Source organism: Synechococcus sp. W55.1 (assembly GCF_047461655.1).
Lineage (GTDB): Bacteria > Cyanobacteriota > Cyanobacteriia > Thermostichales > Thermostichaceae > Thermostichus.
Genome location: NZ_JANSHN010000014.1, coordinates 43280 through 68877, shown reverse-complemented (window position 1 = coordinate 68877; position 25598 = coordinate 43280). Strand labels below are relative to the sequence as shown.

Annotated in this window: 26 protein-coding genes, 1 tRNA gene and 1 pseudogene; 15 read left to right on the top strand and 13 right to left on the bottom strand. The window is 57.1% G+C overall.

All coding sequences use genetic code 11. From position 1 onward, the window contains the following. The first annotated feature begins 87 nt into the window (after positions 1-87). Positions 88-160 (top strand) — tRNA-Ala (locus tag NW816_RS08710). A 461-nt stretch (positions 161-621) separates the two neighbouring features. Here NW816_RS08710 and NW816_RS08705 read toward each other — a convergent pair. From NW816_RS08705 to NW816_RS08695, 3 genes are all read right to left on the bottom strand, one after another. Beyond that, the gene (locus tag NW816_RS08705; RefSeq protein ID WP_414330173.1) at positions 622-879 is read right to left on the bottom strand and encodes a hypothetical protein; all 258 of its coding nucleotides are present in this window, start codon (positions 877-879) and stop codon (positions 622-624) included. 147 nt (positions 880-1026) lie between these two features. Next, entirely contained in the window at positions 1027-2019 is a 993-nt protein-coding gene (locus tag NW816_RS08700; protein WP_414408900.1) for a heme o synthase, read from the bottom strand. Positions 2020-2073: 54 nt separating this feature from the next. After that, the gene (locus NW816_RS08695) at positions 2074-3081 is read right to left on the bottom strand and encodes a COX15/CtaA family protein (RefSeq protein WP_414408887.1); all 1008 of its coding nucleotides are present in this window, start codon (positions 3079-3081) and stop codon (positions 2074-2076) included. 772 nt (positions 3082-3853) lie between these two features. Here NW816_RS08695 and NW816_RS08690 point away from each other — a divergent pair. From NW816_RS08690 to NW816_RS08675, 4 genes are all read left to right on the top strand, one after another. After that, entirely contained in the window at positions 3854-6355 is a 2502-nt protein-coding gene (locus NW816_RS08690; protein ID WP_414408886.1) for a dynamin family protein, read from the top strand. Between the two features lie 47 nt (positions 6356-6402). Next, a complete protein-coding gene (locus tag NW816_RS08685; protein WP_414408885.1) occupies positions 6403-6813 on the top strand; it encodes a KGK domain-containing protein in 411 nt (136 codons plus the stop codon). Positions 6814-6992: 179 nt separating this feature from the next. Beyond that, positions 6993-7352 (top strand): KGK domain-containing protein, encoded by a 360-nt coding sequence (locus NW816_RS08680; protein WP_414408884.1) that lies wholly within the window; start codon positions 6993-6995, stop codon positions 7350-7352. Between the two features lie 12 nt (positions 7353-7364). Further along, on the top strand, positions 7365-7619 hold the full coding sequence (locus tag NW816_RS08675; protein WP_414408883.1) for an HNH endonuclease: 255 nt from the start codon (positions 7365-7367) through the stop codon (positions 7617-7619). 69 nt (positions 7620-7688) lie between these two features. Here NW816_RS08675 and NW816_RS08670 read toward each other — a convergent pair whose 3' ends face one another. Then, a complete protein-coding gene (locus tag NW816_RS08670) occupies positions 7689-8657 on the bottom strand; it encodes a YgfZ/GcvT domain-containing protein (protein ID WP_414408882.1) in 969 nt (322 codons plus the stop codon). A gap of 94 nt (positions 8658-8751) precedes the next feature. Here NW816_RS08670 and NW816_RS08665 point away from each other — a divergent pair, with 94 nt between their 5' ends. Next, positions 8752-10287 carry a hypothetical protein gene (locus tag NW816_RS08665; protein ID WP_414408881.1) on the top strand — a complete coding sequence of 512 codons (1536 nt, stop codon included), beginning with the start codon at positions 8752-8754 and terminating at the stop codon, positions 10285-10287. Positions 10288-10588: 301 nt separating this feature from the next. Continuing rightward, entirely contained in the window at positions 10589-10783 is a 195-nt protein-coding gene (locus NW816_RS08660; protein WP_011434196.1) for a hypothetical protein, read from the top strand. On the opposite strand, the gene NW816_RS08655 is transcribed toward NW816_RS08660, so the two are convergent. The 7 genes and pseudogenes from NW816_RS08655 to glmU form a co-directional block, all read right to left on the bottom strand. Next, the gene (locus tag NW816_RS08655; RefSeq protein WP_414328971.1) at positions 10780-11712 is read right to left on the bottom strand and encodes an AEC family transporter; all 933 of its coding nucleotides are present in this window, start codon (positions 11710-11712) and stop codon (positions 10780-10782) included. The two genes, NW816_RS08660 and NW816_RS08655, sit on opposite strands and share 4 nt — an antisense overlap. A 26-nt stretch (positions 11713-11738) precedes the next feature. Beyond that, positions 11739-12998, bottom strand: coding sequence for a 4-hydroxy-3-methylbut-2-enyl diphosphate reductase (locus NW816_RS08650; RefSeq protein ID WP_414408880.1), 1260 nt, complete (start codon positions 12996-12998; stop codon positions 11739-11741). A 217-nt stretch (positions 12999-13215) separates the two neighbouring features. Further along, positions 13216-13491, bottom strand: a complete 276-nt coding sequence (locus NW816_RS08645) for a lipopolysaccharide assembly protein LapA domain-containing protein (protein ID WP_414357966.1) — start codon at positions 13489-13491, stop codon at positions 13216-13218. A gap of 52 nt (positions 13492-13543) precedes the next feature. Further along, positions 13544-13990, bottom strand: a complete 447-nt coding sequence (locus NW816_RS08640) for a pentapeptide repeat-containing protein (protein ID WP_414408879.1) — start codon at positions 13988-13990, stop codon at positions 13544-13546. Positions 13991-14079: 89 nt separating this feature from the next. Beyond that, positions 14080-15330 carry an RNA-guided endonuclease InsQ/TnpB family protein gene (locus NW816_RS08635; protein ID WP_414408878.1) on the bottom strand — a complete coding sequence of 417 codons (1251 nt, stop codon included), beginning with the start codon at positions 15328-15330 and terminating at the stop codon, positions 14080-14082. A gap of 90 nt (positions 15331-15420) precedes the next feature. Continuing rightward, positions 15421-15927, bottom strand: a complete 507-nt coding sequence (locus NW816_RS08630; protein WP_414408899.1) for a PPC domain-containing DNA-binding protein — start codon at positions 15925-15927, stop codon at positions 15421-15423. A 42-nt stretch (positions 15928-15969) separates the two neighbouring features. Further along, positions 15970-17319 (bottom strand): annotated as a pseudogene (gene glmU / locus NW816_RS08625) (bifunctional UDP-N-acetylglucosamine diphosphorylase/glucosamine-1-phosphate N-acetyltransferase GlmU); the annotation flags it as partial. Between the two features lie 138 nt (positions 17320-17457). Here glmU and NW816_RS08620 point away from each other — a divergent pair. The 5 genes from NW816_RS08620 to NW816_RS08600 all read left to right on the top strand — a co-directional run bounded on the left by NW816_RS08620 (position 17458) and on the right by NW816_RS08600 (position 20083). Beyond that, complete coding sequence (locus tag NW816_RS08620) at positions 17458-17886, top strand: SHOCT domain-containing protein (protein ID WP_414384099.1); 429 nt, start codon at positions 17458-17460, stop codon at positions 17884-17886. A gap of 130 nt (positions 17887-18016) precedes the next feature. Next, the gene (locus tag NW816_RS08615; protein ID WP_414408877.1) at positions 18017-18475 is read left to right on the top strand and encodes an MAPEG family protein; all 459 of its coding nucleotides are present in this window, start codon (positions 18017-18019) and stop codon (positions 18473-18475) included. 151 nt (positions 18476-18626) lie between these two features. Further along, the gene (locus NW816_RS08610) at positions 18627-18896 is read left to right on the top strand and encodes a hypothetical protein (RefSeq protein ID WP_011434187.1); all 270 of its coding nucleotides are present in this window, start codon (positions 18627-18629) and stop codon (positions 18894-18896) included. Positions 18897-18932: 36 nt separating this feature from the next. Further along, a complete protein-coding gene (locus NW816_RS08605) occupies positions 18933-19613 on the top strand; it encodes an energy-coupling factor ABC transporter ATP-binding protein (protein WP_414408876.1) in 681 nt (226 codons plus the stop codon). Between the two features lie 257 nt (positions 19614-19870). Beyond that, positions 19871-20083, top strand: a complete 213-nt coding sequence (locus NW816_RS08600; RefSeq protein ID WP_011434185.1) for a CP12 domain-containing protein — start codon at positions 19871-19873, stop codon at positions 20081-20083. Positions 20084-20481: 398 nt separating this feature from the next. Here NW816_RS08600 and NW816_RS08595 read toward each other — a convergent pair whose 3' ends face one another. Together NW816_RS08595 and msrB are read right to left on the bottom strand one after the other, a co-directional pair. Beyond that, the gene (locus NW816_RS08595) at positions 20482-21285 is read right to left on the bottom strand and encodes an FTR1 family iron permease (protein WP_414355928.1); all 804 of its coding nucleotides are present in this window, start codon (positions 21283-21285) and stop codon (positions 20482-20484) included. A gap of 49 nt (positions 21286-21334) precedes the next feature. Continuing rightward, a complete protein-coding gene (msrB, locus tag NW816_RS08590; protein WP_414408875.1) occupies positions 21335-21871 on the bottom strand; it encodes a peptide-methionine (R)-S-oxide reductase MsrB in 537 nt (178 codons plus the stop codon). 230 nt (positions 21872-22101) lie between these two features. Here msrB and ndhN point away from each other — a divergent pair, with 230 nt between their 5' ends. From ndhN to NW816_RS08575, 3 genes are all read left to right on the top strand, one after another. Then, positions 22102-22545: an NAD(P)H-quinone oxidoreductase subunit N gene (ndhN, locus tag NW816_RS08585; RefSeq protein WP_414355931.1), complete on the top strand. Its 444-nt coding sequence runs from the start codon at positions 22102-22104 to the stop codon at positions 22543-22545. Positions 22546-22639: 94 nt separating this feature from the next. Then, entirely contained in the window at positions 22640-23674 is a 1035-nt protein-coding gene (locus NW816_RS08580; RefSeq protein ID WP_414408874.1) for an LdpA C-terminal domain-containing domain, read from the top strand. Between the two features lie 15 nt (positions 23675-23689). Then, entirely contained in the window at positions 23690-25597 is a 1908-nt protein-coding gene (locus tag NW816_RS08575; protein ID WP_414408873.1) for a R3H domain-containing nucleic acid-binding protein, read from the top strand. Position 25598 lies beyond the last annotated feature (1 nt).

The window sequence follows — 25598 nt, the reverse complement described above, 5'->3', positions numbered from 1 at the left end:
GCTGAGGCATCTTCTGCAGGTTGCCAGTGTAAGCTGGAGTAGAGGGTAGGATCCTTGAGCGGGATTCTGGCTCGAAGCCAAGTGATTGGGGCTTTAGCTCAGTTGGTAGAGCACTTCAATGGCATTGAAGGGGTCAGCGGTTCAAGTCCGCTAAGCTCCATCCCCAGAGGACCGATAGCAGTCGTGGCTTCTATTACCATCTATTTCTACTGCTTGCGCTAGCGGGCCGGAGGCCTTAGCAGGAAGCAAGCGGTTGTTTGTTTCACCTTGACGGTGAGATAAGTGACTATGCGTTGCGAAACGGTTCAGCAACATCTCCCCAAGCCCAGACAGTCCTATCCAGCAAGGCTTCTGGGCTTCTTAAGTGTCCACAAAGGCTCGGCAAAATCTACCCCCAACTCCTCTCCTGTAAGGCGGCCTTCCCTCACCTCCGGCTTCTCTCCCCCTGGGAGAGGGGAGTTAGGGATCGACGCAGCAAGCCGTTTCATTGCTGTTTGAAATAATGAAAGTATTCTGCTTGGGAGCAAACCTTAGGCAGCAAGGGATCCTCCGCTGTTTTCACCCTTTCCACGGAGAGGATCCTGACCTATCTCAGGGGCTTCCACCAGGCGATTTCCCAACTCACGCTTGCCCCTCTCCCTGACGGCGGATTAAGAAGCGGATTTCCTGAAGGAGAACCTCAAAGCGTTGATCCGACTCGGCCTGCCGCTGCCGCAATTCTCGCACTTCCTGCCTTAACTCCAGGACGACTTCGGCGAGACGCCCTGAAAGGGTCTGCAAGGCAAGCTGAGCATCGGTAACCTGGGCAACTGTATTGGCCACCCTGGTCACAGCTTCGGCCAACTGGACAAACCGCGTCTCAATTTCCTCATTGGTCATGGCCGGGTGTGTCTTGCTTGGCTAATGATTAGCTCATTCTACCCTGCACGGTATGGAGTGTCACTCTCTGAGAATGGGCCGCAATTTTGAGGAAAAACCGGCTGGCCAACGGGGGTTATCAACCCAGGGATCCCCCATTCGCGCAAGTCAGCTGGCCAGCGCTATGAGGGTGGTGTAAATCCCTTGGAGGGACGCAGTGGCCTGGCTCCAGAGGATGTGGGTTAACGACCACCTATCCAGACCCATGGCCCCGCACAACAGCAGCAGATACAGGTTGGCAAACGTGAAGAGCGAGGCCGCCCGATCTCGGTCGCAGGGATCCTGCAGCAACTGCACCGCCTTCCAAACCAAGAGGGATCCCAGCAGCGCCGCCGCGCTCAGATAAAAGGATCCCAGCATCCCTAAGGGGTAAACCAGCAACAGGCTGACCGGAACCATCAGCAGCGCGTAGAGCAAAATCTGTGCGGCAGTGAGTCTTTCGCCCGCTACCACCGGCAGCATCGGCACCCCGGCACGGGCATAGTCTTCCCGCTTCAGAATGGCCAAAGCCCAGAAGTGGGGTGGAGTCCACAAAAAGATGATGGCGAACATCACCCACGCGGCCCAGCTGAGCTCGCCTGTGGTTGCTGCCCAGCCCACCAAAGGTGGGATGGCTCCTGCCGCTCCACCGATGACGATGTTCTGCGTGCTGGAGCGCTTCAGCCAGTGGGTGTAGACCCCCACGTACACCAGGATCCCCACCATGGCCAAACCGGCAGCCAGCAGGTTGGTGAAAATAGCCAACAACCCAAAGGCAGCCAAAGCCAGGATCCCCGAAAAAATCAGAGCATCCCGCGCCCGGATTCGACCGGAAGGCAGGGGACGATGGCGGGTTCGCTCCATCATCCGATCGATATCGGTGTCATACACCATGTTGATGACGTTGGCTGCCGCCGCCGCCATTCCTCCCCCCAAAAGGGTGATGAAAAACCTGAACGGGTCGGTGTTGCCTGCCATCCACATGGCCCCAGCCGTCGTCATCAGCAAGAGGGCGATGATCTTGGGCTTCACCAACTGGCTGTAGCTGCGCAAAACCTGGACAAGCGCCTGGCGCTCGCACCCCAGAGCACATGGGCTCTGCTCGGCAGGGATCCCCCCTATTGGCTCCTGGTAGGAAGCCAGACGGTCAGTTAAAACGCTATTTTGCATGGAAATTCACTCACCGGTCATTTCTGCGGTTACGGCCATCCACCGGCCTTCTTCCCCTCGGCTTCGCATTTGCCAGGCCAGCACCGTAAAAGCCAGCAAACAGGCCAGCAAAGCTGCCCCCACCATCTGATGGGCCACCGTCAGAGGCTCCACCTGCAGCCGGTAACGGTAGGTCAAAACGCCGATCCCCACCTGAACCAGCAGCAGGCCAACAGACCCATGGCCCAAGAACTTGAGAAGGCGGGGGATCCGCTTGCGCCGCAGCCCGGTGGCCACCGCTACCGCCAACACCCCAAGGGTGGCCGGAGCAACCCCCAGCAAGTGGCTATTCATCACCCAGCACAGCTCGCCGGCAGCAAAGCATTGATGCAAAGCCCATTGGGAGGCCACCAAGGCGCCCAGAAGGCTCTGGACATACACCAGCAGCACCGCCCCCAAGCCCAGCCAAGGCAAGTAGCCGACGGAAAATGGCCCTTCACCCAGTCGCAGCGGCAGGATGGAGTCCTTAGAACCGGCTCTTGTCCAGATCAGTAATCCCAGGGTGAGCAAAGTGGCAAAAAACAGCAGGCCCGTGCCCAAGTGGGCCGTCACAATATCAAAGCGCAGCAGCTCCGTGACCGTCAGCCCACCCAGGATCCCTTGCACCAAGACCAGGGCAAAAGCCAAACTCAAACCCCAGGGCAGCCACGCAGGCAATGCCTGACGCTTCAGCCAAGCAAACCCCATTAGAACCAAGGTAGCCAAGCCTACCCCAGAAGCCACCATGCGGTGAAACCATTCCAAAAAGACTTGCAGGTTCATCTGCTGGCTGGGCACAATTGCCCCGTAGCAAAGGGGCCAATCTGGACAAGACAGCCCAGCATTCATGACGCGGGTGGCACTGCCCAACCCCATTAACAGCCAAGTGGCCAATGCTAACCCCAGTAGGGCTTGCCCCATGCGCCGGGAAAGCTTGCCCGAAGGCACGGGATCCCGCCGGGAAGAAGGTTGGGATTGAGAGATCGAAGAGTCCATCGCAGTTGAAGGCAGAACATTAAGCCAACGGTTCAAGCAGCCTGCACTGAAGAAATCGGTTGGGCTGACAAGACGCAGCGGGTTCGGTAGCAGATGATTCTGAAAACGAGGGTGCAGGTTACTCGCTAACGAACCCTAGAAGCCAATCCTAAATGCGGTTTTGCGTCTGGCGAAAGCTTTTTAAGAATTTCTTTCTTGGCTCACAATCCCAGGCACCCCCACGAAGTCAAGCCAGCACCGGCCAGCAGACCAATCCTTTCCCCCTGCCGCAAAACCTCTGCGCCAGGACGGATCCCCCACAGGGTGTCCATACATCACTCCCTTGGCCAAGACTTCCTGGCCAATACAGCAACTTTTGCCAAGGGAAGCAGCCTGCCACAAGACTGCCTTTTGGAGTCTGTAGTCTGGAGCCAGCTCTTGCTCGGTGGCGGGATGACCAGCTTCTGGGCACAGAGATTCCCAAAAATTCTGTCAGGGCCAGCTCCGCTCCGGCTTGGGATCCATATACGTCGTTGCCAGATCTAGGATGCTGGCGGAGAGGGTCACGATGGCAGCGAAGTTTCCCGGTATTGGCCAACAAAGAACCTTGCTCTCACTCAAGAGCTCAGGTAGGTATCTGGACTTAGACTTAGGTCGAAATCTCGAACAGCTCCAGCACTGAAGAAAATTGCTGTAGGAATCCTCACCTCAAGTATAGGCAAGTTATAATCCCAGCAGCCTCTGTGGAGATTGCTCTCTTATGTCTGTAAAGCTCCTGCCTCAGTGTGAGAACTTGAAAGAGCAGGTTGAAGCTATCCTGCAACTCTGGCATCAGGATTCCACTTTTTCAGGCAAGCAAGATACCACTCGGATTCAAGCTTCCCTCAGCAAAGCTATTTCTCCAACCTTCGAGATTGTCTTTGCCGGTGCTTTCAGTGCTGGCAAGTCTATGCTAATCAATGCCCTCTTAGAAAGAGAGCTTCTCTACAGCGCCGAAGGGCACGCCACAGGGACAGAGTGCTACATCGCCTACGCAGAGCCAAATGCGGAGAGGGTAGTGCTCACTTTTCTTAGCGAGCAGGAAGTGCAAGAACAGATGACCGCCTTCTGCGCTTTCCTAAACTTGGCTCCGTCACTCAGCAGGCTGGAAGACACTGCACTGAACCCCCTGAAGGAGCGTGCTGAGGCTATTATTCAGCAGGAGGGAGGCAAAAGCAAGTCAGAGCGGGCGAAGCAGGCGGATGCACTTCGCTTGTTGATTACAGGTTTCCAGCAGAACCGGGACAAAATTCACCCTACCGAGAACAAAGTTTTCTCAATGGAGCAGCTCAACTTCGGCAACCTAAGAGAAGCTGCGGGTTTTGCCCGGCGCGGCGCCAATAGCGCAGTTTTGCGAAAGGTGGAATACTGTTGCCACCACCCCTTGCTGGAAGATGGAAACGTTATTGTCGATACTCCTGGGATCGATGCTCCAGTCAAAGCGGATGCAGAGCGTACTTATCGAAAAATTGCCGATCCGGATACGTCCGCAGTTGTTTGCGTTCTCAAGTGTGCTGCAACGGGTGAGCTGACCAAGGAAGAGACAGAGCTTATTGAGCATATTCAAAGTAATGATAGCATCAGGGATCGGGTCTTCTATGTATTTAACCGGATTGACGAGACTTGGTACAACGCACAACTAAAGCAGAGACTGGAAAACATTATCGACCAGCAATTTCGTCAGCTCCGCATATTCAAGACGAGCGGCCTTCTTGGCTTCTATGGTTCCCAGATCAAGACAACTACCCCTGAGGATCGATTTGGACTGGATACAATCTTTTCAGAAAGCATCAAAGAATTGGGTGGTGAGGAAGAAACGCCCCAGTTTGTCAGCGAGTTTAATAAGTACTGCACGTCGGGTAGGCTAGTTGGATCCCCGTTCCGCCCTTCTGTACATGGGTACGACACACCCATAAATAACTACGTTCGGATTCTGAGGGAGTGGGGAAAACCTTTGATTGAGTATATGATTAAAGATAGCGGTATTGAAGACTTTCGGGCTGGGATCACTCGTTATTTAACGGAAGAAAAGCGACCACAGCTATTTTCTGCGCTGGCTGATGATTTGCAACCTCTCTGCATCGAGATGAGGAAGTCCTATCTAGATCTCTACCGAGACATTGATAGCCAGCCCAAAGAGATTGACAGCATGATTTCCTATGAGCTGACGCTGATCAATCAGCAGCTAGCCAGTATTGGCCGAGAGTTTGACGAGCATATCCAGACAGTAGTCAATAAAGTTATTAACGGAGAAAACAAAGAATTTGAGAACGATTTCCGTAAATTGCAGGCTAGGATGGTACGGAGGCTAGATGAGCTTTTGGATACTTTTTCGTTGGACAATGTTTACAGTCAAGCCGTTCGCATTCGTCCCCGCAACTCCACAGCTCCATTCTTAGCTGTATTGGTCGAAGCCTTTTACTATTTATCCAACCATCTAGAAGACATCCTGGTAGAATCAGCCAGCACGCTTGTAGAGAACTTCTTTCGTCGCCTTGTTGATGAAGTTCGCAGCTCGAGCTACTACAGGCAGTTGTTTCGCCTACTGGGATCCGATGGGGACTTGGAGAAAAAGCTTCTTTTGGTTAAGGAGGTAACTTTGAGTTCTCTTGTCAATGGTGCCCGAAAAGAGTGCGACCGCTACCTCAGAGAAAGTCCCCGCTTCTACGACGAAGGAACATTCTCGATCTACCAGTTTCGAGAAGTCCTAAAGCAAACCAGCCAATCTTATGACATCTCTGCTATTCGCGACGCAGAGCCTGGAATCCGACAATTACTCAAGCTTGACTTTGAGCCGAAAATTAGCCAGACAGTGCGTTCTAGCTTCCGACAAGAGACCAACAATACTCTAAAAACTCAGCTATTGCCGGTTGCCAAGCAAGTAGCCGACGAGATTTTACAAAAGTACCCAGAAGCAAAGCAGTTCATGGAAGCAGCTCTCAGAAAAGAGGCCGAAGAAAAAATTGCGCTTAACCAACAGCGGCTAAAAGAACTGGAGGCAAGCATAGACAAGTATAACCAAGCTGTTTCTGGGATCAACCTCTGCTTGCAAGCTTTGGGCCTCAATCGTGAGATGCTGCCCTTGATTACTCGTCCTGAACCTTCCTCTGTTGGTGAGTCAGTTCAAATTTTGGCAAGTCTTCCTGAACAGCAAGTAGGTGACAGCAATGCAAGCGAAGCAGTCGCTCTTGGTCGTTCTACACCCATAGACGAGAGTTTTCCAGAGTTGGATAGCATTCTCGATGATTTGAGATAGAGCGGCTTGTCTTTGTTTTTGGCCTTTCACTTGATCCAGATAAAGTCATGGGATCCAAATCGATACCTCTACAGCAGCACCCAGAAGGGATCCTCTCCGTAGGGGAGAAAGCTTTCAAGGTTGCTAACTTGGTCAAAGCAGCCCAAGAGGACTTGACCAAGAAAGAAGAGCTGCATCGCTTGTTCATTGCGGCCTTGAGATCCTCAGGGCTCCTGCCGCCGGAAGACTTGCTCAACATTGCCAGTAGCCTTCTTGCTCCCAAGCCAGAAGAAAAATTGTTGCAAGAAGCGAAGTGGTTTGGGCAGGGACTTGCTTGTCAGCTCTTGGTGCCGGGCAAGAAAGATTGGGAAAAAGGCAGAGTCAGATTGCGGATCACTGTAGAGTTTGAGCCAGAGGATACAGTCTCAGAGGGCGGCAGCGGATCCCCTCTGGATGACCTTCGCGGAGGTGAGGAATAACTTAACTGGAAAAATGCACCAGGAGGTTGATCAAGTGCCAGATAATCTTTCTGAACAAGCTCAAGATTGCTTTAGCGAGCTCGACAGCCCTCCAGATCAGGAGGCAGTGGATCTCTTTTGGATGACATTCGGGAAGATGTAAGCTCATAAAATGAACTGGTTAGAGCGGAGTTCGTACCATGGCTGAGCCAATGCTTTTCAAATCTGCTGATACACAGACTGTTGTTCAAGTTGGTGACCAGGTTTATCTCCCAAACACTTTGCATGAAGTGATCGTCTCTTTTCTCCTAAGCAACAGAGATTCAATAAACAAATACCTTGAGTCTAAGAAAATTAGTACTGATATAATAAGCCTAATAAGCGGGATAAGTTCTCGACTATTGCGACCCGGTCGAGGATGGGTTTCTGGACAAATATCGATTAAAATTTGCCTAGAGTTTATCCCTGAAGATCAAACTTTGGTTTCCGAAACCCCAGATCAAGATCGCGTTCCCATTGATGTTGTCTCTTCTCCCTTAGATGACTTGCGAGCCACTTAGGTTTGGTCGGCCATGATGGAAACAAGAACGAGTCAGCGCATCTTCATCCCAGCATCTGTGCGGGAGTATGTCTTCCAAAGAGATGGCTTCCGCTGCCGCGGTTGCGGAAAATCGTCCCCAGAGGTACAGCTTCAGATTGATCACATCCTTCCCATTGCCCAAGGGGGCAGTAACGATATCAGCAATCTGCAAACGTTGTGCAAAACCTGCAACCGACGCAAAAAGGATCGACGGGATCCCCGCTTTCGCCGCCACTTTGACCTATAAGTTCTGGATCCTTTGCCCGCGTTTCTCCCTTGAAGCGGGAGAGGGGAGGTCTCTGCCGCAAAAACAATCCTAGACAATAGGCGGGAAACTCAAAAACGGCATTCGGGTCAGGACTCCCGGCGCTGAGCCGACTTCAACTTCCAGCCCCTCGGCAGGATCGAATTTGGTGCGCACGTATCCCAATCCCAGGTACTCTTGCGAAGTTAGGCCTGCACTGGTCAGCAGCCCAATCTTTTCCCCCTGCCGCAAAATCTCTGTGCCAGGATGAGCTTCTCCTTGGAGGCGGATCCCCCACAAAGTTTGCCGAATGCGCCGGTAGGTTACCTGCTTGGCCAAGACTTCCTGGCCAACGTAGCAACCTTTGTCAAGGGAAACAGCTCGCCACAGGCCGGCTTCTAGGGGGTTGTAGTCTGAGGTCAGCTCTCGGTCGGCGGCGGGGCGACCCGCTTCTAGGCGGAGGACTTCCCACAGCTCAGGTGGGGCCAGCTTGGCTCCGGCTTGGAGCAAGCATTCTTCAAGAGCGACTTTCTGGTCAATGGTGCCCCAGAGGGTAAACCCCGGCTGGGCAAGACCCGTGCCACAAGCCAGATGGACAGGGATCCCCTGGATCTCCACGGCGCAGTGCTCATTGAGCCTGGTCGGAATCTCTTCTGAGCTCACCACTTGCTCCAGGAGAGCCTGACTCTGGGGGCCGAGCAACCCAAAACCAAAGGTCTGGTCCGTCTCATCTTTCAACTCTGCTCCCCGCACCAAAGGCAGCATACGCCCCAAACTCTGCATCAGCAGGCTGCGCCGCTGGGGCGAAGTCCAGATCCAGCAGTCTTCTTCTCCCGCGTACACCGTGGCCAGATCCAGGATGCCAGCAGTGGGGGTCACGAAAACCGTGTCGGCCCCCTGCCCTGGCTGGAGGGCCTTCAGATTTTGGGTGCTTTGGTTGTGCAGATAGTCCAAGCCTGGGGATCCCTTCATGCGCAAACGGCCCCACCCGGAGCGATCCAGAAGCAGGGATCCCGTGGAAACAGCAGCTAGAAGAGACATCGCTCACCCCAGAGATGGGCTTTGGTTTTCTTCTCTACCCTAGAATAGGCTAGTTCACCCTACCGTCTGTGGCAGACCCCCGGCGTACTGAACTGTGATTGAGGTTGAAGTCCACCAACAGTTGCGGCAGCTTTTGCGGCAGTCTCCCGAAGCCCTGTGGCCCCACCAGTTGACGATGGCTCGCATGGTGGCGCGGGGGTTGCGGCTGGGTCGCAGCACCTTGATCCAGGTGCCCGCTGGGGGTCAGCACCGCCTCAGTTACCTGCTGCCAGCCCTGATGTGGCCCAACCCCACCTTGCTCTGTGCCACAGCTCCTGTGCAGGCGCAAATTTTGGGGGAAGAGATCCCCTGGCTACAGCACACCCTGCAGTTGCATAAGCCTGTCCTGCAAAAAGACCGCTGGCCGGATCCCGATTTCCAGGGGTTGCTGTTGGTGGATCCCCTGGATTGGCTGCAAGCTCGCCTGAGAAAGGGATCCTCGCAAGTGCCGACAGGGATCCCTTTGATCCTGGATGGAGCCGAAGACCTGGAAGATTGGGCCTACCAGGCGCTAACGGTGACCCTGGAAGCCAGCCATTGGCAACAGCTCCGGCAAATCTTCCCTGCCGAGGCGGAGCAGCTCTCCCAGGTTCAGGTCAATTTGTCCCTTCAGCTTTTGCGGCGGCCTCTTTCCCGCTGTCTGCTTCATGCGGATGAACAGGTTCACCTGGATGCTGTGCTGTCTTTGGTGACAGGCTACCCCGGCTGGCTGCCGGATCCCTGGGATCAAATCCGCCGGCGGCTCAGCTCTGAGGGGGATCCCGTCTCCAAATGGATTTGGTGGGCCGAAACCGACCGAGAAACCGGTCGCCTCACCCTTCACCACAGCCCGGCGGCTCTGCAGGATTGGTTGGCCCCCATTTGGGCCACACAGCCGGTGGTGATTATTGGGGAAGCGCTGGATCTGGATCGCCAGGCGGAAACCTATCGGCGACGGTTGGGCTTGCCGGATCTGACGCCGCTGCGGTTTGCCTCAGGCGAGGGTTGGCCACGTTCTGGCGGGGCGGAGCTTTCCCTTTACTTGCCGCGCCTCCCCCTGCCCAACAGCCCTCTATTTCGGGATCACCTGCTGCAAGAGCTGAAAAACTTGATCCCTCAAGCGCAGGGCTTCGTGGTGGTGTTGGTGTCGGATCAACCTCTGCAGGCACAGGTGGGGGCGGCTTTGGCTGCCGAATTCGGCTCGCGGGTGCGGGTAAACAGCCCTTTTCCGGGCGAAAAGGGCATTTTGGTCTGCGACTGGCCCTACTGGCTACACCACAAGGCCGGCTTGCCTCGCCCTGAGCTGATGGTGATCGCCACTTTGCCCTTCCCTTCTGTGGAAGACCCAAGGGTGGCCGGACGGGTGCAATATCTGCAACGCACCCAGCAGGACTGGTTTCGTCAGTACCTTTTGCCGGTGGCTGCTGCCCAGTTGCAACGGGCCGTCGCGCCTCTGCGGCAAGGCTCTGATTCGGGAGAAGACCCCAGCTCTCCCACTCGATGGGTGGCTATTTTGGATAGCCGCATTATCGTCCGCAGCTACGGCGTCTCTCTTCTCAATGCCTTGGGGCCAACTTTACGGGTCGAGCAGCGCAGCCAATTGTTCGTTTAGGGATCCCTGGGCCTCTTGCTCGAGTTGATGGGATGTATGGTCATTTTAAACAGGAATGAAACATTTCTGTCCAGCTCCTCTCTCCCTCTGGGAGAAGGTCTGGGGGTGGCCGCGGAAGCAGCGCGGAACGCCTGGGGAGTGTCTCAATCTAGTTTGGAATGACTATATTGAGGATTTTTTGGCTTGAGCGACTGAGAGAAGGCTTGCTCAGCATAGAGGGGAGATTTGTATCCTAGAGAGCCAAAGTCAACTGGGATCCAAGCTATTCTGAGGGTGAATCACTCCTACTCACCTTCTTCTCATGATCAGTCCTGCTCTCAGCTCCGATACAGCACTGCGCACGCAAGCGGTTTGGAAGCCGTTGCGGCAGGCCATTGTGGAAAGCTCGGGTTTTCGGGGATGGCTCCAGGGCCGGGAGTTGCCCACTCAGGAAGCAGAGCTGGATCAACTGGTGCATAGCTACCTCGAGCAAACCTTGTCTCACCTGGCCTATTAGGATCCCCAGAGTCCCAGCCAGAGGGGCAAGGTCAGCAAGGCGGCCAAGTACCCCACGGCCAAGGCAGTTACGGTAATTTCCCGATCCAAGTCGTATTCTTCCGTGAGCACCAGGGTGGCGATGGCGGGGGGCATACCGCTCTGCAGGACCAGCACCAGCTTGGCCAGAGGCGGGTAGGGGGTGAAGGCAAGGCCGATTCCCACCAAGAGCGGCACAATCACAATTTTGATCAAGAGGGCCACTCCGGCGGCAAGAAAGGATCCCCAGCGCTTCACCTGGGCCAGCCGCATCCCCAAAATCATCAAACTGAGCGGGATCATGCTCCAGGCAAAAGCCGCCAACCCTTGAGAGAGCCAACCCGGCAGGGGTTCGCGGGTCAGCAGTAGGCCCATAGCAAAAGACCAAAGAGCAGGGGTGCGCAAAATGTGGAGGCCCACCTGCCAAGGTTGGGCATGGGAACTGCCGTGGCGGCTGGCCACCCACACGCCAAACCCGTAGGCCATGAACAGAGTGCCCAGCAGATCATAGAACAGGGCCCAGCCAAAGTAAGCCCTTCCGGCCACAGCCAGACAGATGGGATAGCCCAAATACCCGGTGTTCCCCAGGGTGGCGGTTAGGTGAAAGCTGCCCTGCTGGGCACTGCTCCAACAGTTGTGGCGCTGCCACCACAGCCAAGCGCTGGTCAAGGCAAACCCCAGCCCCACCGACAGCCAGCAGATCAGGGGAGCAACCCAGATTTGACCCGACAGATCCACTCCCTGCATAAACCCAACAATGCTGAGGGGCACTCCCACCCAAAACATGAATCGCCCCAAGGCGTGGGGATCCAGCCAACGATTCCAGCCGCCGGGCAGCCCCTTCTGGAGAGCAAACCCCAGCAGCGTCCAGCCCAGCAAGGGAGGATAAACCTGAAAAAGGGTGTTGAGCACGCTCAAAGGGAAGAGGGAAGGGATCCCTAGGCAGGGATCCGCCGAGGTTCTTCACGCAGGGCGAAGATGCGTTGAATCACCTCCTCGACAACGCGGTCTGGGGTAGAGGCACCGGAGGTAATGCCGATTTGCACCGGCCCATCGGGTAGCCACCCTTCGGTAACCGTCGGGTCTTGGTGAAGAGGCTTGTGACGGATGCGGTTGTTGGGTTGGATGCAGTCGGGGCCATCGATGTGGAAGGAAGGCAAGCCCTTGGCCAGGGCAATTTCCTGCAAGTGGGTGGTATTCGAGGAATTAAACCCCCCGATCACCACCACGACATCCAAAGGTTGCTCCAGCAGCTCGAACATGGCGTCCTGCCGCTCTTGGGTGGCATTGCAGATGGTGTTAAAGCTCATGAAGTGGTTGTCTAACTCCTGGGGGCCATATTTGCGCAGCATGGTGGTCTCAAACAGCTTGGCAATGGCGCGGGTCTCCCCTTCCAGCATCGTGGTTTGGTTGGCGATGCCGATCCGCTCCAGATCGCGATCCGGATCAAAACCGGAGGAAGTGGCCTTGCCGAAGCGCCGCCGAAATTCTGCCGCATCTCCGCCCTGCAAAATGTAGCGGGCGACCCATTCCGCTTCTTCCAGGTTCAGCACCACCAGGTACTTTTCGGCAAAGGAGCTGGTGGCTACGGTTTCTTCGTGGTTGTACTTGCCGTGGATGACAGAGGTAAATTGGGCCGCGCGGTGCTTGTCCACTTGGTTCCACACGCGGGAAACCCAGGGGCAGGTGGTATCGACAATCTCATTGCCCTGCGACCGGAAAAACGCCATTTCCGATGCACTTGCCCCAAAAGCAGGCCAAATCACCACATCTTGGGGCCGGATCTGAGAGAAGTCCTTCTTGCCGTCTGGGCCTTTCTCCACAAAGCGGATCCCCATCTCCTTCAGGTGCTGGTTTACCAGAGGGTTGTGGATGATCTCGTTGGTGATCCACAGTTGCCGATCCGGAAAGCGTCGCCGCGCTTCATAAGCATATTCCACCGCCCGTTCCACACCCCAGCAAAAGCCAAAGGCTTTGGCCAGGTGAATGGTGATGTCACCCCGCTGATAGCGGTAAGCCTGGGCGCGGATTTGCTCCACAAGGGGGCTTTTGTAGGTGGTTTGCAGCTCCAGTTGAGCTTGATCCTTGTGTTCTTCAAATCCCTTGGCAAAGTAGGTGCTGGATCCGCGCAGGGCTTTGCGCAGGGCCCGTGGGTCTTGGGGAGAGCTATCCGGGGAAGTAGGTTGGAAATAAGCCATGGTTACGGTTGGAGATACGCACTGCTCAAGCAGACGGCGAAGGGATCCTGATCTCAGCTTACGCCCAGTCTCGCATCGGTGGGCCATTCCAGCATGCTTTCCCTAGGGCCAGCGACAAGATTGTCAAGTCAACTATAGAATTGCAGGTAGAATTGCAGGGGATCGAAGCTGTTGAGCCAAAGCCAGAAAGCAGAGGGATCCCTTTGGGAATTGGCCGTTATTGGGGCGGTTGATCCTGCATTTCCAGTTGGCGCACCCGTTCCTGTAATTGGCGGGCGGTGGCAGAAAAGCTGCGCCCAGGCCAGAGGAGAGAGCCCAGCCCCACCGTCAACAGGCCCAGGCCGACGGCCACGGCGATGAGGAATCCCAAGGGCAGCTCCACCGAGCGCCACATCAAGAAGTGTACGGTCAGGGTGGTGGGGTTTTGTCCGGCCAGGACTGCCACTCCCACAGCCAGCAGCAGTGTCAAGACCAGGTTGAACAGCAGCAGCATCAGGGATCCCGTCGCAACAGTTCCATTCTGCCTTGTCTGCTGGGGGGGTAGCTCAAGCCCGCACACTCCCGTCGGGTAGGGTGGCTCCGCTGAGGTCAGCGCCGGTCAGCACTGCTCCGCCGATTTTTGCCCCGCTCAGATCGGCTCCCTGCAGTTGTGCACGGGTTAGCTTGGCTTCCCAAAGGTAGGCACCGTGCAAGTTGGCTTCCCGCAAGTCGGCAAAGCTGAGATCCGCGCCGATCAAGTTGGCTTCCCAAAGATTGGCCCCGCGGAGGTTGGCCCCCATCAAGTTGGCCGAGCTGAGATCGGCGCCGCGCAAATCGGCTTCCTGCAGGTTAATGCCACTCAGCTTGCCAAAGGAGAGGTTGGCCCTTCTCAGATTCACCCCTTGCAAGTTGGAGCGCACCAAGTCCACCCCCACCAGGTTGGATTCTTGAAAGTTGCGCTCGCCAGAGGCATATTCTGTCAGCAGCTCGTCAGCAGTTGTCACTCGGGGCATGGCCGGATACTGCCATCCGTGCGTTAAGCTTAACAATTTCTGGCTGCTCAACGGGGTACTGATGACCGCTCCGAAAGACCTACGAAACGCTAACAAACACTTCCAGAGTGTTCAGTGCCTGTCGCGTCTCTGCTTTCTTCCTGCTTCCACGACTCGTGACTGGTAGTAAGCTTCAGGCTTACCACCCCGCCAGAGGAATCTCCACAGGCGTCTCTTTCCCCAGAGCTTGGGGTAGTTGAGCGCTTTAAGTAGCACTCAAAATACCACCGCACCAGGTTCAGCGCTGCATTGCGGTCGCGGTCTATCCCCAGACCACAACACGGGCAGCGAAATACCCGCTCGCTGAGTGGCATCTTCTGTTTGTGGCCACACCGTGAACACAGTTGGCTGGACGGATAAAACTTATCCGCCACCACCACCTGACAGCCGTAGAGCCGGGCCTTGTACTCTAGCTGTCGCCGTTCGCGATAGCGGGACGGAGTCCTCAACTCGTAGAACCCACAGTCTGACAAGGATCCCGCCAGTTTGCGGTTCTTGAGCAGGTTCCTCACCTGCAAGTCCTCTATCACCACCACTCGGTATCTCTTGGCCAGGTAAGTCGTCAGCTTGTGCAGATTGTCTTGCCGAATGTCTGCCACCCGCTTGTGAGCTTTGCCCAACTGCACCACCGCCTTCTTGCGGTTGGCAGAGCCTTTCTGCTTACGGCTCAGCCGCCGTTGCAGCCTGACCAAACGCCGCTGGGCCTTGCGGTAGGGCTTGGGATTGGGAAACACTTCCCCGCCGGAGCAGGTGGCCAGGTGATGGATACCCAAATCCACTCCCACCACCTCTCCGGTCTTCTCCACCTGGGGTGTTGGAGCTTCGTACTTGAAGGAGATGTACCAATGTCCGGCTCTCAAGCTAACAACCACGTTCTTGGGTGTGGTCACCGGGAGCAGCTCTGCACAGCGCAGCCAACCGAAGATAGGTACCTTGATGCGGTTGCCAGAAGTGCGAATACTCCCTTCCAGGTAAAAGCTGTCTCGCACTCCCTTGCGTTTGAAGCGGGGAAACTTCCCCAACCCACCCCGCCAGCGCTTAAGGGCTTGCTCCAAGTTGCGTAATGCCTGCTGAGGGGCGCATTTGGAGACCTGGTAGTACCAGCGATGTTCTTTCTTCACCTCGGCCACTAGGCGCTTGTGCAGGTCAATGGCGGTGGGGAGTTTTTGCTGGTTCTCCAGGGCTTGCCGACAGACTTCTAAGCCCCAGTTATAGGCGTGGCGGGCTACCCCAGCGTGTTGGGCGGCTAGAGTTGTTTGCTTGCGGTTAAGAATGAGTTGCGTCCGAAAACCCAGTAACATGCCCGCCACACCGCAAAGCGTCCATGAGTTCCGTGAAGCTTTCGGCTTGGCGCTCACAAGCCCCCTTTAGCTTTAGGTAACTCATGTTGACTACTGTAAGCTTTTCGGCCTGCTGTTGTCAGCCTCTGGTTTTGTCTGCTGGTTTTGCTGGGGTTGGGGGGGTGGGGACGGCCAGCAGGGATCCCCTGCCACGGGTTGGATGTGCAACTCCAGGTAGCCGGTGGCCGGATCCGGTTGACGGGAGAAGCGGTACTCCGGGCTATCGGCGAGGACAATTTCGGCGGTGGTGTAGATGAGGCAGCCGGGGCGCAGGTGTCCCCCCCAGGTTTGGCCTCGGGCATCGGCAACGGTGAGATGGAGATGGACTCCGTCAGGGCACAGGGATCCACTCAGGGCCAGGATCTCCAGGCGTTCCGACAGCAGGTGATCCCCCATTTGGTCGGCCAGGCGCAGGGTGGCTTGGCTAAGGCTGCCGACGGCGCTGAGGACAAACCCCGCTTGCAAGGGCTGCTGCCGGGCCACTCGCTCCAGTTCCTGCTTGAGATCTTGGCCGGGGAAGAGGCGCAAGGGATAAATCTTGAGGGATCCCGGTGGCATGGGCTGGGGCTCCTGGGGGCGGGAAGAGCGGATCCCAAGTCGCCAACCGGGCTTGACCACCGGGCGGGAGCGAGCGATCACCAAGCAGTCATCCGGCAGGGGGTAGCGGGCAGGGATGGTGGAGCCGGCAGCAATGGTGACATCGGATCCCACCTGCAAAGGAGCCACCAACACCGAGTTGGCGCCTGTTTTGCTGCGATCCCCAATTTCGGTGAAGTGCTTTTGCTGGCCGTCGTAGTTGGCGATGATGGTGCCCGCCCCGATGTTGACCTGGGATCCCAGCTTGGCATCTCCCAGGTAGGCCAAGTGGGCGGCATTGCTGTGGGATCCGATCTGGGTATTTTTGGTTTCCACAAAGTTGCCGATGCGGCAGTGATCCCCAATCTGGCTGTGGGGGCGCACGTGGGCGTAGGGGCCTATCCAGACGTGGTTGCCGATGCGGCTGTGGCTGACCACCGAGTAGAGAATGTGACACCCAGATCCAATCTCGCTGGACTCGATCCAACTGCCCGGCCCCAGGCGGGTTCCCGAGCCAATGCGGCACACCCCTCGCAGATGGGTTTGGGGCTCGATCACCACATCGGGGGCCAATTCCACCGTTTCCTCCAGGCTGCTGCTATCGGGATCCACAAAGGTGACCCCGGCTTCCATCCAGGCTTCTTTGAGGCGATCCTGCAAAATCTGGTACGCCTGGGCCAGTTGGCGGCGGTCGTTGATGCCCACAATTTCTTGCGGATCGGCAACATCCAGAGCGATGGCTTTGCCCACCCGCTTGACGGCATCCGTTAGGTAGTACTCCTGCTGCGCGTTGTTGCGATTGAGATGGGGCAAAACCTGAGCCAGAGCCGGCCAGTGAAAACAATACACCCCACTGTTGATGCGGCGATTTTGCCGTTGGGCTGGGGTGCAGTCTCGCTCTTCCACCAGTTCCAGCACCCGCTGTTGGGCATCGCAGAACACCCGTCCATAGCCATAGGGATCCGCCACCTGAGCCGAGAGCAAGGTTACCTCTGGGTTCACCTGGCGGTGGCGCTCCACCAAAGCTTGCAGGGTTTCCGCCCGCAGCAGGGGCACATCCCCGTTGATCACCAGCAGATCCCCCTGAAAATCGCCCAGGACGGGCAACAGTTGCTGAACGGCGTGTCCGGTGCCCAATTGCTGGGCCTGCTCCACAAATTCAACTGGGTACTCCCGCAGGGCTTGGCGCACCTGCTCCTGTTCATAACCCACAATCACCAGACAGCGGTAGGGTTTCAAGGTTAGCACCGTGCGCAGCAGCCGCTCGATCAAAGACAGGGATCCCAGTTTGTGCAGCACCTTGGGCAACTGCGACCGCATCCGGGTACCTTTGCCCGCTGCCAAGATCGCTACCGATAGTTCCCGCTCTGCCATGTTCCTTCCCCGAACTGCCCCCATCAAGTATAGGCGGCAGGATTCTGCTCAAAAATCTTCTGAGGTTGGATCCAAGTTCCTGAGCCCTGTGCGGCCAAAACTGAGCTAGCCTAATGGCACATCTAGCTGGTGCAGTCTATGGCCGAGAGCAGGGGCCCTGATATGCCCCCACAGGAACGTCGGCGGTTGGTCCGCGAGGTGGCCGGCTGGCTGGCGATGCTGGGGGTGTTCATTCCAGGGTTGCAGCGCTTCTATATGGGGCACCAACGCTGGGGCTGGGGCTACTTGGTGGTGGGGCTGATGGTGTTCGTTCCTTCCATCCCGCTGCAGATCCTCAGCTACGGGGTACGCGCCCTTTGTTTGCTGGAAGGGCTGTGGATCCTGACCATGAGCAATGCCGATTTCGATTTTCGATTCAACCGAGAGTTGATCGAGCTGGAATGGACCAGTGTGGAAGGGCGAGAAGCCCGGGATCCCGAACAGCAGTTGGAAAGCCAGTTGAAACAGGGCTTGATCACCCGCGCTGAATATGAGGAGCGCCGCCGGCAAATCCGCAAGATTTCCTGACGCAAGCATCTGCCTGGATAGACAGCCCGATAGATGGATAATGGTTCTGGTGTTGATTTTCCCGGCAATAGCTCCTGCCCGAGCTGGGCTCCTTCCTCTCCCCTGTTATCTTGCACCGTCCTTTTGCCTTATGTTGCCAAGCCTTCCTCTCGCAGCTATCCCCCTGTTCTCTATTGCGGCAGCCATGCTCTTGGTCTATCTGCCCATGGGGGTGGTGGGCTATGCCCGTGCCCGCGTCGGCTACGACCTGCATGCTCCTCGGGCTATGTTCGATAGGCTACCTCCATATGGACAGCGGGCCACCTGGGCTCATGCCAACGGGTTTGAGACCTTTGAGACGTTTGCGGCAGCAGCGTTGATTGCCTACATCACCGGCCCACACCCGGATCCCTGGTATTTTGGCCTCAGCGGAGATGAAGGGGTAGCTGCGCTGTGTGGGGTGTTTCTGCTGGCGCGGCTGCTCTACAACTTTTTCTACATTGCCGATATTCCCATTGGGCGATCCCTCTCCTTCTTGGCGGGATCCCTGGCCACGTTGGGCCTGTTGCTGATTAGCCTGCTGCCTTTTCTCGGCACCGGCCTGGCCTAATCTGGCGAGAGAAACTCCCCCGTCATTTGTTGAGCCTGCCGGTACCCTGGCCCAACCTGCGATACTGGAAAAGGACTTCGTCCTGCTGTCGCCAACGGCGTCCTCTGGGTGCCTCTCTTTTGTCCCACGGCCCACTACGCAACGGTCAGCCATGTACACTCTGGAACTGCTCCTGAAAGGGAACCCTGCCCCCATCGTTGTCCACCAAAAAGAGGAAGAAGCGGCCAACCGGGCCTACCAAAGCATCGTCAATGCTCTGCAGAGTGGATCCCCTCAGAGTTTGGAGCTGACCTGTGACCGCACCGGCAAAAAGGTGTTTCTGCTCACCGGTGAGTTGTGTGGCGTGCAAATGACTTCTAAGTCGGGCAGCGCCAGCCCCATGGGAACCCGTCCCGGTTTTTTGGCCCAGTTGCAAAGCTGAGGACAGCTCTTTATCCCTCTGCCGCAAGGGATCCCCATGTCTGAGGTGGCCATTCGGGTGGAGAGTCTGACCTTTGCTTGGCCGGAGCGTCCGCCGGTTTTGCAGGCGTGCAGTTTTGTCATTCCCAAGGGCCAGTTGTGGATGCTGTTGGGGCCCAATGGCAGCGGTAAGTCCACCCTGTTGCAGTTGTTGTCGGGATCCCTGACCCATCCTCGGCCCCTTTCGGGCCGCCTGGAGATTCGCGGTCGGCTGGGCTATGTGTTTCAAAATCCGGATCACCAACTGTTCATGCCCACGGTGGGAGCCGATGTGGCCTTTGGCTTGGGGGCAGAGGCTCTGACCTTGGCGGAAATTCACCGGCGGGTGGAAACGGCCTTGGAGCAGGTGGGATTGAAGCACCTGATCCGTCGGCCCATTCACGGCCTCAGCGGCGGACAGAAGCAACGGGTGGCGGTGGCAGGGGCTTTGGCCCGGCGCAGTGAGGTGCTGCTTTTGGACGAGCCGACAGCTCTGTTGGATCCCGATAGCCAGGCGGATTTGCTGCGGTGCATCCGTCAATTGGTGGATCAAGAAGGCATCACCGCCCTCTGGGTAACCCATCGGCTGGCAGAACTGGAGTGGGCAGACGGGGCGATTTTTCTCTCGGAAGGCCAAGTGCGTCAACAGGGATCCCCAGAGCAGGTGCGGCAACGGATTGAACAACTGTTTGGAGCCTGAGGGATCCCTGCGCATCCTGATCCCAAAGAGATCGCGAAAGCGTAGCTGCACCCCCCGGGTGTCCCTGTTTAGAATAGGTAATGTATCCGGTTGATCAATTCGGTTGGCACAAGGTCATTATCCTGGACTCATTCCTCATCTGGATCGGCTGGTTTTTACCTGTTGATCCTCGGTTACACCGAATCCCTACAGGTTCTGCGTCAACCGGTTATATCAGCGGGCCACCGGCCCCATCTAGTCTAAAGGAGCTTGAGAACATGGGACTGTCTGAAGTGATCGCCAAAGAGCTGGAAAATGCTCGCAACGTCTGCTCTGAGTACGGCGAAGGGGATCCCCACTGCCGTGCGGCCTGGGACGCAGTTGAAGAAGTGCTGGCAGCTCGCAGCCACCAGCCGAGGACTCCCAGCAGCCTAGAGCAGCACTGCGCCGAAAACCCAGATGCTGTTGAATGCCGGGTCTACGATACCTGATTCTCGGGAACCCCACAGAGTGGATGCTCTCTGTCGATTCCGTAGCGATCGACAGGGTTTCCTACTGGGGATCTCCGACAAAATCCAGCGGCCTGCCGGATCCCTGCCGGTAGGCTTTGCTTTCTTGGACTGGAAGGCTTGACTGGGTGCGGTTTCAGGCGCGACGTACAGAGCGCTTTCTTTTTAGGGTCATTTTGATTCAAACCAGGACACTGCACCCGCACTTAAAACGTTAGATGCACAGGGCCAGAAGGCTTTTCCCAGTACCTCGGTCGCCTTGTCCCAACCTGAAACGACTATGAAATTGTGACCTGCATCATTGCCATCCATCAAAACCAGGACAGGGATTCATCAAACTTATGGCTTATGGGATCCCCAGTGCCGGTGGAGAGCGTTTTTCACGAAGAAAGCCTCTGAGCAGAATCAGCCCGCAGCCATTGCCTCACCCACAAGGCGAAAGCTATTCCCAGCAGCACCAGTTGGGGGAGCAGCGTCTGCCAAGTGGGATATATGCCCAGCCAGCGCAGCTTTGGGATCCCAACAAGAGGAGTGATGGGCAGCCAGTCCGCCACCTGTAGAGCGTGCAAGCCACTGCCCAAAAACTTAAAGCCCAAGTAGAAAATCAGCAGACTTAGACCCCGGAAAAAAACTCCCAGCGGCAATTTCAGCCCCACCTGCAGCAGCAAGATCGCCAGTGCCACCAACACCAGGGATCCCAGGCCGATCCCCGCCCAAAAATCTTTTGCCGAGAGGGAAGAGGCCAACCCCACATAAAACAGCACCGTTTCCGCCCCTTCGCGAAACACCGCCATAAATGCCAGAAAAGCCAAGGAAAAAACCTGACCCGTGGCCAGTGCCGCCTGCGCCTGTTCCTGCACAAAGGTTTGCCAAGAAACCACTGCAGCCCGGCGGTGCAACCAAAGGCTGACCGAAAACAACAAACCTGCTGCCGCCAGCCCGGTGATCCCTTCCAGCACCTCTTGCCGCGTGTGGGTGAGCATCTGCTGGAAAAACAGCTTCACCAGCAGGCCGAGCATCACCGCTGCCAGCAAGCCTGCGGATCCCCCTAGCCACACCCAGCGCTTCTGAGCCGATTGCCCGCTCTTGCTCAAAAGGGCCAGCAGCGCCACCAACACCAAGAGAGCCTCTAGGCCCTCCCGCAGCAAAATCGAAGCAGCATCCAAGAAGGTATAGTCTGACATGGGCTCACCCAAACAGGCGGCTCAATTCTGATCGAAGCCAAGAGGATTTCTAGGCGGTGGCTGGGATGAACTTGAGGGCAGCAGAATTGATGCAGTAGCGCAAGCCCGTGGGCGGGGGGCCATCCCGAAACACGTGCCCCAAATGCCCGCCGCAGTTGGAGCAGTGGACTTCTGTGCGGGGCACAAACAATTTCCAGTCCGTCTTGGTACCGATCACATGGGGAGCAATCGGCTCCCAAAAGCTGGGCCAACCGGTGCCACTGTCGTACTTGGCCGCTGAGGAAAACAGCTCCTGCCCACAGCCGGCACAGACGTAGATGCCCGCAGCTTTGTTGTCGTAGTAAGCGTTGCGGAAGGGGGGCTCAGTGCCCTCTTGGCGCAGCACATAGTATTGCTCTTCGGTGAGCAGTTGCCGCCACTCGGCGTCGGTTTTGGTGAAGGGATAAGTCTGTTGGGCCATTGCTCTTTGCTCTCCTGCCAAGCTGAGGGGTGCTGTGACGAACCCGGCCACTGCCGAGGTCAATAGCTCGCGTCGTCGCATCGTGAGGTTCATCTGTCGTCGCTGTGTGAGTGACAGGGAGGCCATCCCTACTAGGGGGATCCATCCGCCTTTGTCCGCCACCTGTGGGTTGAGACCTGCAAGCAGGTTACCCGTATCTTAACCCTTCTTTACGCTCCCTTCTGCAAAACAGGGAGATAGCCAGTATTCTATGGGTTCCATTGGCAGCTTCTATCCCCAGCTTCAGGCGCCATCCCGTTACAATGAGCGCAGGTGGGCTGCTTGTCCAACCCTAGACGAGTAATGGAGTTCTTCCTATGCTGCTGGTCGGCTCAGGTGCAAAGTTTGTACAGCAACTGGAGCAAGCTGGAGCTTTGGCCATCTATGTAACCCCAGAAGGGGGGTCCGAAGGACATTACCTGCGGCGGCTGCGCGGAGCTGGGTATGAGGTGGTCACGCTCTCCAGCAAGGGAATCGGGGATCTGGCCAGCTATTTGACGTGCATTCATGGGGTACGGCCTGCCACATTGGGCAAGTCGGAGCGGCGCACCTATTTTTTCCCGGCGTTGATCGAGCAGTATCGGGCCACCTTGCCCCCAAAAGCTAAGGGGTTGGTGTTCTGGTTTTACGAAGGGCATGTGTTCAGCCAACAGGAACTCTCCTACCTGGTGAAGCTGAGTCGGGAAGACAAGGGAGTGAAGTTTGTGGTGGAACTGGGCCGAGAACGGTCAATTCGTTGGCAACCTCTGCAGAGCGCCTGAACCTCTCTTCAGGATCCTCGAAATTTCTTTGCTACCATCTCAAATAGATGGCCTGCGGCTCAGATTCCCATCCTGCTAGCGGCTTCTTGTGCCTGTGACCTTGCCAACCGCCTCGCTGCAACAGGGTACCTGGTTTAAGCTGATCTGCGGTGCAAGTTTCCACCACTTGCCCTCGGTTCGGGAGCTGGCTTTCCTTTACACGCTGGCCGGGGCAGATTGCATTGATGTCGCTGCCGATCCGGCCATAGTGCGGGCCGCTCAAGAAGGGATCCAACGGGCACAAGCCGAAGATCCCCAGGCGGGATCCCCTTGGTTGATGGTCAGCGTCAATGACGGTGAAGACGTGCATTTCCGCAAGGCGGTGCTGACGGCTCCTGTTTGTCCTGCCGACTGTCCTCAGCCTTGTCTGGCAGTTTGTCCCCCTCATGCTTTGACCCAGGCAGCCCTTCCTGCTCAAGTCCACATCCAGACAGAGCTGTGCTACGGCTGTGGGCGCTGTGAGCCGGTTTGCCCCCACCGGCGCATTGCCACCTTCGGCTACCAGGTCGCTTTGTCAGAAGTTTTGCCGCCTTTGGTCGAGCTGGGCATTCAAGCGGTGGAGATTCACACCTGCATCGGTCGCCAGAGGCCATTCGAGGAATTGTGGGGATCCCTGAAGCCCTGGCTACCTCAGCTCCAGGCCATCTCGATTAGCTTTAACGATGGTCCGGGCCTAGAGGCTTATTTGAGGGATCTGCTGGCCCTCATGGATCCCTTGCCGGAGGTGTTGATCTGGCAGGTGGATGGCCGGCCTATGAGTGGGGATATTGGAGCTGGCACCGGCAAAGCTGCCCTAAAGTTGGCCGAGAAGGTACTGAATATGGGTCTGCCAGGCTATGTGCAATTGGCAGGAGGAACCAACGCCCAAACGGTGCCGCTGTTGGATCCCCGGTGGCCGGTGGCGGGGGTAGCCTTCGGCAGCTACGCGCGACAGTTGGTGTCAGCCTATCTGGAAGGGCCAGCCCACAGCTCATCGGAGTCAGGATGGAATCCCGGATTGGCGGCAGGGATCCCGTTGGCCAAGCAGTTGGTGCAGCAAGTAAAGCGGCGATCCGTTGCTTTTAGGCAAACCTGTTTTTCCTGCGTTTAACGACGTTGCTCAGCCATGAGTTTCCCCGTACAGCCCTCAACCCCAAGTCCGTCAGTGGATCCGGAAAGTGCTCCGCACCGCTTACGTGAACGTACCGGCTTTCCCGGCCAGGTTCAATACAGCGACGACCTGAGCAAGCTTTTGGATATCCTGCCGGCTCCAATTCGCGAGCGCCTAGAACAGCATCCTCACCTGGATCGATTGGTGGAGGTGGTGCTGGATTTGGGCCGCCGTCCCGAAGCCCGCTTCCCCGGCTTTGCCGATTACCTTTCAGAAGACGTGATCACCCGGGCCGACTTGGATCAGGTGATCAGCCGGGTTGGAGAGTTCAGCAGTGACAACCGCGCAGGCATTGCCTCTACCCTGCACCGGATCAGTGCCATCCGCAACCGCCAAGGCACAATCATTGGCCTCACCTGCCGGGTGGGTCGCTGCGTTATCGGCGTGATCAGCATGATCCGCGACTTGGTGGAACAGGGGCGCTCCATGCTGTTGCTAGGCCGACCAGGGGTGGGCAAAACCACGGCCCTGCGGGAAATTGCCCGTGTGCTGGCGGATGAGCTGGGCAAACGAGTGGTTATTATCGACACTTCCAACGAGATTGCCGGCGATGGCGATGTGCCCCACCCGGGCATTGGCCGGGCCAGACGGATGCAGGTGGCCAGCCCAGAGCTGCAGCACAAGGTGATGATTGAGGCGGTGGAGAACCACATGCCCGAAGTGGTGGTCATCGACGAGATCGGCACCGAACTGGAAGCCTTGGCCTCTCGTACCATTGCCGAACGGGGGGTACAACTGGTGGCCACTGCCCATGGCAACCGCATCGACAACCTGATCAAAAATCCCACCCTCTCAGACTTGGTGGGCGGGATCCAATCGGTCACCCTGGGAGATGAAGAGGCGCGGCGACGGGGCTCTCAGAAGAGTGTGTTGGAGCGCAAAGCCCCCCCCACGTTTGAGATTGCCATAGAGATGCTGGAGCGATCCCGCTGGGTCATCCATGAAGATGTGGCCGCCACTGTGGATCGCCTCTTGCGCAACCGCGAGCCCCTGACCCAAACCCGCAGTCTAGACGAACGCGGCCAGGTGGTGATAGTCACGAATGAGCGCCCGGCCCTATCTGGCCCCCAATGGCCCCCCGCCGGCAGCACAATGTCCGCAGCACGGGAGCGGGGAGGATGGCGACGTTCTGGACGGATGGAAGCTCTGCCCTCAGAACCGCTTGAGAGTCGCTCGCCGCAGGGAGGAGCATCGGGTTTGCTCCTGGATAGGCAAGAGGACTCTGTCCCGTTAACGCCGGCGGGATCCCGTCCTGCCCCTCAGGTGGTGGCCGAATCCAAAGCGGAATCCGGCTCTGATGAAGAAGATTTGGACTGGGAGGGATCCGCCCTGGCCCCACCAGAGCGGCAGCAGAATCCAGATGGGCCGCTGATGATTTATCCCTATGGAGTGAGCCGCTTCTACCTGGAGCAGGTGATCCAAACCCTGAAACTGCCGGCGGATGTCACCAAAGACCTGGATGGGGCGGACATTGTCTTGGCCTTGCGATCCCAAGTGCGTAGCCGTTCCAAGATCCAGCAGATGGCCCACTCCCGCCAGATCCCGATTCACACCGTCAAGGCCAATACTCTGATTGCCCTGGCTCGCGCCCTGCGCCATATTCTCAACATTGAAAGCGAAGAGGGATCCGATTCCGACCTGGAGCTGTTCATTCGCGCCAGCTCAGGCGATGAAACCGAAGCTCTGGAAGAAGCCCGCCTGGCGGTGGAGCAAATTGTCATTCCCAAGTCTCAGCCGGTGGAACTTTTGCCCCGTTCGCCTCTGATCCGCAAGCTCCAACACCAGTTGGTGGAACATTACCACCTGCGGGCCCAAAGCTTTGGCGAAGAGCCCAACCGCCGCTTGCGCATCTATCCCAACTAGC